The sequence below is a fragment of the Klebsiella ornithinolytica NBRC 105727 = ATCC 31898 genome (assembly GCF_001598295.1).
GTDB classification, from domain to species: domain Bacteria; phylum Pseudomonadota; class Gammaproteobacteria; order Enterobacterales; family Enterobacteriaceae; genus Klebsiella; species Klebsiella ornithinolytica.
This window is the reverse complement of sequence record NZ_BCYR01000028.1, coordinates 1-6,219: the sequence shown is the minus strand read 5'-3', so window position 1 is coordinate 6,219 and position 6,219 is coordinate 1. Positions and strand designations below refer to the sequence as shown.

Below are 6,219 nucleotides of genomic sequence, written 5' to 3'. Positions count from 1 at the left end.
CTTTTGAAATTACGGTGGCTGTTTCTATAGTCTGAAATCGATAGTTGCGTTTTTGAGCATCTGATAAGTCTTTTCATCGGGTGCAGCAGGTATTTTTGCTCGTGTAATAGCTGAAATAGCAGCTTTGCAGAGCCTTTCGTCACCCTCTTTTGCTGTTGCATCATTCACTGAGCCATCAGGCTGAAGAGAGATATTGATCACGCAATTTTTTCCTGCATATGCGTTTGGTTCGTTCATCTGCGCAGCTATGGCCTTTTGTACCTGGCGTGCGTATGTACTTATTCTGGATTGTTCCGGAATCACTGTAGTGGATTGAAGATCACCTAAAAGATCGTCAACTTCCGCTGGTTTTGTGTTGGCAGGTGTGGCACGGGCATCCATCTTTAAGGTGTGACTGCCATTACATGCTGTCATAAGAAGTGGAAGAACGAGTAAGAGAGCTGGTAGTGGTCTGATGTGCATGAGCATATTTCTCTGTTCATCCCTGATGAGGTACAGGAAACCCCTTTTATGGCGTTTCCCGGCATAATTATTTTCGATGAACTAAGAACGCCCATTATAGCCGTCCCAGTATGAAGATATTCCTGCTTCCAGGAGAATTTGACGCTGCTTTTCGGGGTTATCAGCATCGTACTCTTTGCCAAGGATCCGCGTTTTCTGTCCACCGGACAGGACGTCAGGGCAGCTGAAGCTTTCCACCCGCTTCTGAGCCTGAGCAGGCGTTAGACCATCGGTTCTGTCTTTTTTCCCCTGGTCGTAGAGTTGCTGCATCATGGGTTTCAGGGCTGTGATACTGTCGGCCCTTTGCATGCGGGTATTAGGGTCGAAATGCATGCGCTCAATAGCGGATGCAGCATGGCTGGCATTTCGTTCAACGCTGGTCTGTGAGCCGGAGCAGGCGGTCAGCAGCAATGGAAGAATGAGAGTGAGTGGCCTGATACACATCATGGAGCTTCCCTGTCTGTTTAAATTAACCCCATGATAGATGCAGTTAATGGAGTTCGTAAACAGTTGAAAACATCACACGACTGGACTTAAACCTGGTTGAACAGGGGGGAAGTGGAGGATACGTCGACGCGCTTGCCTAATAGTGACGGGCAAGTAATAAATTGCACACTGTGACAGGTTACTCAGCGCACTAAATGCGGATTCTGCCGTTGTCCCACAACGGCTAGAACCCGGACTTTCCTGGCCTGATCATCAACCTCATAGAGAACATGCTGTCCCATCAGACTGAGCCGGCGAACGTCATCGCCATATCGCGAGTCCACTTCGTAAAGTCTGGGGTAATCGGAGAGCTTGTCTGCTGCAGCGAGGATACGCTCCGTGACGTTTCGGGCATCCCACAGCGATGAATTTTCCGCGATATAGCCAAACAGTGTTGTAACGTCCTCGATAGCCCCCTGTTTCCATTCCACGTCATACGGCATCGCGGACTTCCCGATAACGGCCATGCAGCCGCTGGCGGAGTTGTTCGGTGGTCATACCCGGGCGTGTGTCAGCGCGAGCAGCGGTGACTTTGGCACGAACCTGTTCCTCATACTCCGCCTGGGCCAGTTCCTCATTAGCCAGACGTTGCAGCAGTGCGGCTTTATCTGCACCACCGGCGGGCAGTATCCGAGGCAGGCTTTCGGCCAGTTCCCGCAGAAAGTTTGCATTTTCGTAGTGTGAGGTATTACTCATGGGGAAGCCTCCCTGTGTTTATGCGTGTGTGTGAAGGAGTGTAGCAGGGGGAAGACCGGAAAAATATGGTTAAGCTCGCTCCTGATTGCTGGTGCGTATTCTGTCCCAATGTGAACGCAGTTTCTCAGTTCTGCTGTCGGTAACCGTTCATCTTCGCCAGAATACGCACATGATTCAATTTTTCTCTCCGCCCATTCCAGGGAGTTCCTGAACCTTCCCAAAAATCGCCAGATCTCTAAACGCTCCTCACCACTAAAAATACCCACACACTACGCAAAATTAAAATTTTGCTGATAGCCATTTAATTTCAATTGGTTATCTATTTTAAATTACGTGAACTTACCTTCTGTAAGGTGAATCCAATTCGTTGATGACTCTATGGTGAATCGCTGACGAATTACCCACGATTCATATGTGAATCACGCTTTATTATCATATTGTTATGATGAATTGACTCTTGATTCAATTCATCATTTTGGATGTTTTTTGTTCATGGTGATTCTTGATTCAATTCACGATTCGAATCGCCGGTGAATCGTGTGGTAAGTCGTCCGGCGACTTGCCATAACGTCATTGCCGGCTGTCGACGAACCCGATTCCTGAAGGTGCTGAAAACCTGTTTTTCGGCTGCGCCGGCAACGCTTCACGGGGACGCAATAAATTGCGTCCCCGTTCACCGTTTTCGGAGGTGAAGAACGTCGGAAACAGACGTCACCCTGGCTAAACGAACTGAATTTCCGCGCTATGCACTTGCTCGCATACTCATGCATGACGTAAAAACAGCAGCTGCGCGTTTCTGGCGGGTTTTCGGGTGGTTTATTGCCCATTTTACAGGTTTCCCGTCAGAAACGCCCTGAGGCCGTTTTAGCGGTGCGCATAATCAGGGCTTTATGTTAAATGGCCGGCGTAAAAAAGCCCCGAAGGGCTTTTACCGCGTATCAACTAAGTTGAACCATGGGCTGATTTATAAAAAATAAAAAATAGTCAATTTTATTTATAAAGAATGGGTTTAATAAAACTTTGCTTATTTTAAAATAAACTAAAGACCTGTTATTGACAGGGTGGGTGATAATATGTAACCTCAGCACTGTATGTTTATACAGTTGTTTTTTTATTAATCTATACGTCAGAGAGGTAATTTAAGTGGGTATTGAAGATTCTAATAAAGGTCCAGGTTGGCATGATCATGATACTCCTTACGGGACTATCCATAGCTATGATGGTAATACTAGTACTTATAATGGTGGTGGTGGTTCAGGCGGGGCTGCAGGAAGTGGTTTTACCGGGTTAACAGCTAATACATGGGTTGATGTTTCAACAACAAAGGATTACAACGGTCGGTACATGTCCATGTGTTTAAATAACTTGAAGGACCACGAAGGTTCTATCAATACCATGTATAGAGATAGCAAGGGGAACATCACCATCGGTATTGGACATTATCTTGGATCTGCTCAAATGGCTCAAGCATTGCCATTTAGCCGAACTAAAGTTGTTCGTTTACATGGTGATGATATGGAAAGTGAGGTTGCAGTATCTAAAAGTGATATAGCTGCCGCATATAACGCTTATAAGAAAAACCCAAAAGAACAGCAGAGTATTCACCTTTCGAATGCAGATGTAATCGGTCAGTGTATTAAAGATGTTCAAACTACAGAGACTGGATTACGCAGCCTTTACCCTGGTTATAATGATTTCTCTGATCCACGAAAAACCGCATTAGTAGACATGGGATTCAACCTTGGTGTACCAACGCTTAAGGAAGTCTTCGTTAATTTTAATGATGCGGTAAATCGTGGTGATTGGAATACAGCAGCTGATGAGAGCCATAGAACCCTAAATCAAAGGGGTGATAAAAGGAATAAAGATACTTACGATCAGTTGCGGTATAATCGATAGTAGTATAAATTTGTTGCTCCTATCTATTAGGATGGGAGCAAGTCATAAGTAATTTTTTAAGCTTATAGACTATGATGAATTTAATGTCTTCTATGAGGTTAAGTTATGATACGTTTTTTGTCTTTTTGTTTTTGTTTTTGTTTTTTATTTTTATTTTGTGTTGGTGAAGCATCTGCTGATGTTAAGGTTTATTTTGCTCCGAAATCTACGGTGTATGAAACTGATACGTCAGCTGAGATTAGGAAGTATTTAGAGAGTTTTGGTAAGGGGGGGGGGGATATGAAAACGACAACCCTAAAGCTGTAATTGAAGCCATGATAAAATATCAAAATAAAATTCAGAAGAAGGTTTCTGGGTTTTTTAATGGTAATGATATGATTAAATATGATGGGGCTGTTTGTAAAATATCAATAACAACTGGGAATACCGCTCCATCAGATCCTATATTAACTCAGGTGTTTGCGCTTGAACAGTTGGCTGATAATGGTCTGAAACCTTGTCGTGAGCTTAATAATAAGTTGGTGTCAGTAATTGACAAGGATGATAATTTTAAATACCCAGCGGTGGTTAAGAATTATGGGTTGTTATCTATGGATATGATATTTTATTTTAATAATAATTAACTTTCTTTGCTGCTAATTTTGGTGGTTTCTTATGCGTTGCCGAATTATTTTATTATTTGTTGCAGTGGCATTGTTAGTATCATGCCAGGCAAACTATATCAGGGATGTTCAAGGCGGGTCTGTGGCGCCCTCAACGTCTTCTACGATAAGTGGTGCTAGTTCTTAGTAAAGGATCTTCTTGTGATCCTTTATTGATCATCGTAATCTCTTGCTCTGTAAACGAAAAAACCACCCGGCAAGGTGGTTTTCTCGAAGGAGCAGAAACCGGCAAGTTTCTGAACCGAGGTAACTGGCTTTCGCAGAGCACAGAAACCAAATTCGTTTTATCAGTGTAGCCTTTGTTAGCCTCACTCATCAAGACTTCTTTGCTCTGCGAACCTGTTACCAGTGGCTGCTGCCAGTGGCGCTTTTGCATGTCTTACCGGGTTGGACTCAAGACGATAGTTACCGGATAAGGCGCAGCAGTCGGACTGAACGGGGGGTTCGTGCACACAGTCCAGCTTGGAGCGAACTGCCTTCCCGGAACTGAGTGTCAGGCGTGGAATGAGATAAACGCGGCCATAACAGCGGAATGACACCGGTAAACCGAAAGGCAGGAACAGGAGAGCGCACGAGGGAGCCACCGGGTGGAAACGCCTGGTATCTTTAAAGTCCTGTCGGGTTTCGCCACCACTGATTTGAGCGTCTGTTTCTGTGATGCTTGTCAGGGGGGCGGAGCCTATGGAAAAACGGCAACGGCGTGGCCTTTGTTTGCTTTCCGCGGCTATTGGCTCTGTTGCTTTGTGTTCTTACGCATGAGCCTCTACCGCTCGCCGCAGCCGAACGGCAGGAGCGTAGCGACTGAGTGAGCGAGGAAGCGGAAAAGAGACCGGTTTTACACTGAGCACTGACGCTCTGAGGCCCTTTATGACGAAACAACAGAAAACGGCGCTGAACATGGCTAAGTTCATCCAGAATCAGTCCCTGCTCCTGCTGGAGAAGCTTAACGAGCTTGATCTTGATGCTGAGGCTGACCTTTGTGAGAAACTCCATGATGATGCTGAGCATCTTTTCCGTACACTGTCCTCGAGACTGGATGCATTACAGGATGATAACTGATGGCCCGAGTGTCTATTAGTGAGGCTGCCCGGCTAACGGGTAAGAGCCGGACAACACTGCACAGGTTAATTAAAACAGGTGAACTGTCCACTTGTAACGGTGAAAGAAATGCAAAAATGGTCGATACCTCAGAGCTTTTACGCGTTTTTGGCCCCTTTGAGCAACCGAAGGGCGAACACCATTCTGGACAGGTCTCTGAACAGCGTGATACAGCCCCTGCTGACCAGAGTGAACAGGTCATTCGTCACCTAAAACAGGAGGTTGAACACCTGAACACCTTGCTTTTATCCAAGGATTCGCACATTGACAGCCTGAAACAGGCGATGCTCCTTCTTGAAAACCACCAGGCAAAATTAACTGACGCTCCGGCGCCGTGGTGGAAATTCTGGAAAAAATCCTGATCGCGTCATGCTTCCGTTTTGCTCTCCGGCCATTCCGGGGAGTTCCTGAACCTTCCCAAAAATTGCCAGATCTCTGAACGCTCCTCACAACGAAAAATACCCACACCCCACGCAAAATTAAAATTTTGCTGATTTCTATTTAAAATCAATTAATTAATAGTTTGAAATTTCGTTTTTTAAATTTTATTTACATAGATCAGACTCTATGACGAGTCGTCATAGAGTCCCCGGGGAGTCGTCATAGAGTCGGTAATGACTCAGTACTATAAAATCAGAGAGTTAACATCGAACCGACTCTAGACACGACTCCCCGTTTGGTTGATTTGTGACCATGGCGACTCTAGGCACGACTCTAGAGTAGAGTCGCGGGTGAATCGTGTGGTAAGTCGTCCGGTGACTTGCCATTCGTCAGTGCCGGCTGTTATGAACTGGATTCCTGAAGGTGCTGAAACCTGTTTTCCGGCTGCGCCGGCAACGTTTCGCGGCCACGCAATAAATTGCGTCCCCGTTCACCG

Annotated in this window: 10 protein-coding genes; 5 read left to right on the top strand and 5 right to left on the bottom strand. The window is 45.6% G+C overall.

Translation table 11 applies throughout. From position 1 onward, the window contains the following. Positions 1–24: 24 nt before the first annotated feature. From tolA to ROR01S_RS25500, 4 genes are all read right to left on the bottom strand, one after another. On the bottom strand, positions 25–462 hold the full coding sequence (gene tolA / locus ROR01S_RS25515; protein WP_044347900.1) for a cell envelope integrity protein TolA: 438 nt from the start codon (positions 460–462) through the stop codon (positions 25–27). Positions 463–543: 81 nt separating this feature from the next. Beyond that, on the bottom strand, positions 544–948 hold the full coding sequence (locus ROR01S_RS25510; RefSeq protein ID WP_044347891.1) for an Exc2 family lipoprotein: 405 nt from the start codon (positions 946–948) through the stop codon (positions 544–546). Between the two features lie 182 nt (positions 949–1,130). Then, complete coding sequence (locus ROR01S_RS25505) at positions 1,131–1,430, bottom strand: type II toxin-antitoxin system RelE/ParE family toxin (protein WP_044347893.1); 300 nt, start codon at positions 1,428–1,430, stop codon at positions 1,131–1,133. Beyond that, positions 1,420–1,683 carry a hypothetical protein gene (locus ROR01S_RS25500; RefSeq protein ID WP_044347895.1) on the bottom strand — a complete coding sequence of 88 codons (264 nt, stop codon included), beginning with the start codon at positions 1,681–1,683 and terminating at the stop codon, positions 1,420–1,422. Before ROR01S_RS25500 ends, ROR01S_RS25505 begins: the two co-directional genes overlap by 11 nt. 1,143 nt (positions 1,684–2,826) lie before the next feature. On the opposite strand from ROR01S_RS25500, the gene ROR01S_RS25495 reads away from it, so the two are divergent. From ROR01S_RS25495 to ROR01S_RS26740, 3 genes are all read left to right on the top strand, one after another. Further along, complete coding sequence (locus tag ROR01S_RS25495; protein WP_094955594.1) at positions 2,827–3,582, top strand: glycoside hydrolase family protein; 756 nt, start codon at positions 2,827–2,829, stop codon at positions 3,580–3,582. 314 nt (positions 3,583–3,896) lie between these two features. Continuing rightward, positions 3,897–4,205, top strand: coding sequence for a hypothetical protein (locus ROR01S_RS25490; protein ID WP_064359985.1), 309 nt, complete (start codon positions 3,897–3,899; stop codon positions 4,203–4,205). 31 nt (positions 4,206–4,236) lie between these two features. Beyond that, positions 4,237–4,371 carry a colicin release lysis protein gene (locus ROR01S_RS26740; protein ID WP_071891505.1) on the top strand — a complete coding sequence of 45 codons (135 nt, stop codon included), beginning with the start codon at positions 4,237–4,239 and terminating at the stop codon, positions 4,369–4,371. A gap of 181 nt (positions 4,372–4,552) precedes the next feature. Here ROR01S_RS26740 and ROR01S_RS27795 read toward each other — a convergent pair whose 3' ends face one another. Further along, positions 4,553–4,696, bottom strand: a complete 144-nt coding sequence (locus ROR01S_RS27795) for a replication initiation protein (RefSeq protein WP_072046519.1) — start codon at positions 4,694–4,696, stop codon at positions 4,553–4,555. 415 nt (positions 4,697–5,111) lie between these two features. Between ROR01S_RS27795 and ROR01S_RS25485 the strand changes: the two genes are divergently transcribed. Then, positions 5,112–5,303 carry a Rop family plasmid primer RNA-binding protein gene (locus tag ROR01S_RS25485; protein ID WP_044347887.1) on the top strand — a complete coding sequence of 64 codons (192 nt, stop codon included), beginning with the start codon at positions 5,112–5,114 and terminating at the stop codon, positions 5,301–5,303. Beyond that, positions 5,303–5,704 carry a helix-turn-helix transcriptional regulator gene (locus ROR01S_RS25480; protein WP_044347889.1) on the top strand — a complete coding sequence of 134 codons (402 nt, stop codon included), beginning with the start codon at positions 5,303–5,305 and terminating at the stop codon, positions 5,702–5,704. Before ROR01S_RS25485 ends, ROR01S_RS25480 begins: the two co-directional genes overlap by 1 nt. Positions 5,705–6,219 lie beyond the last annotated feature (515 nt).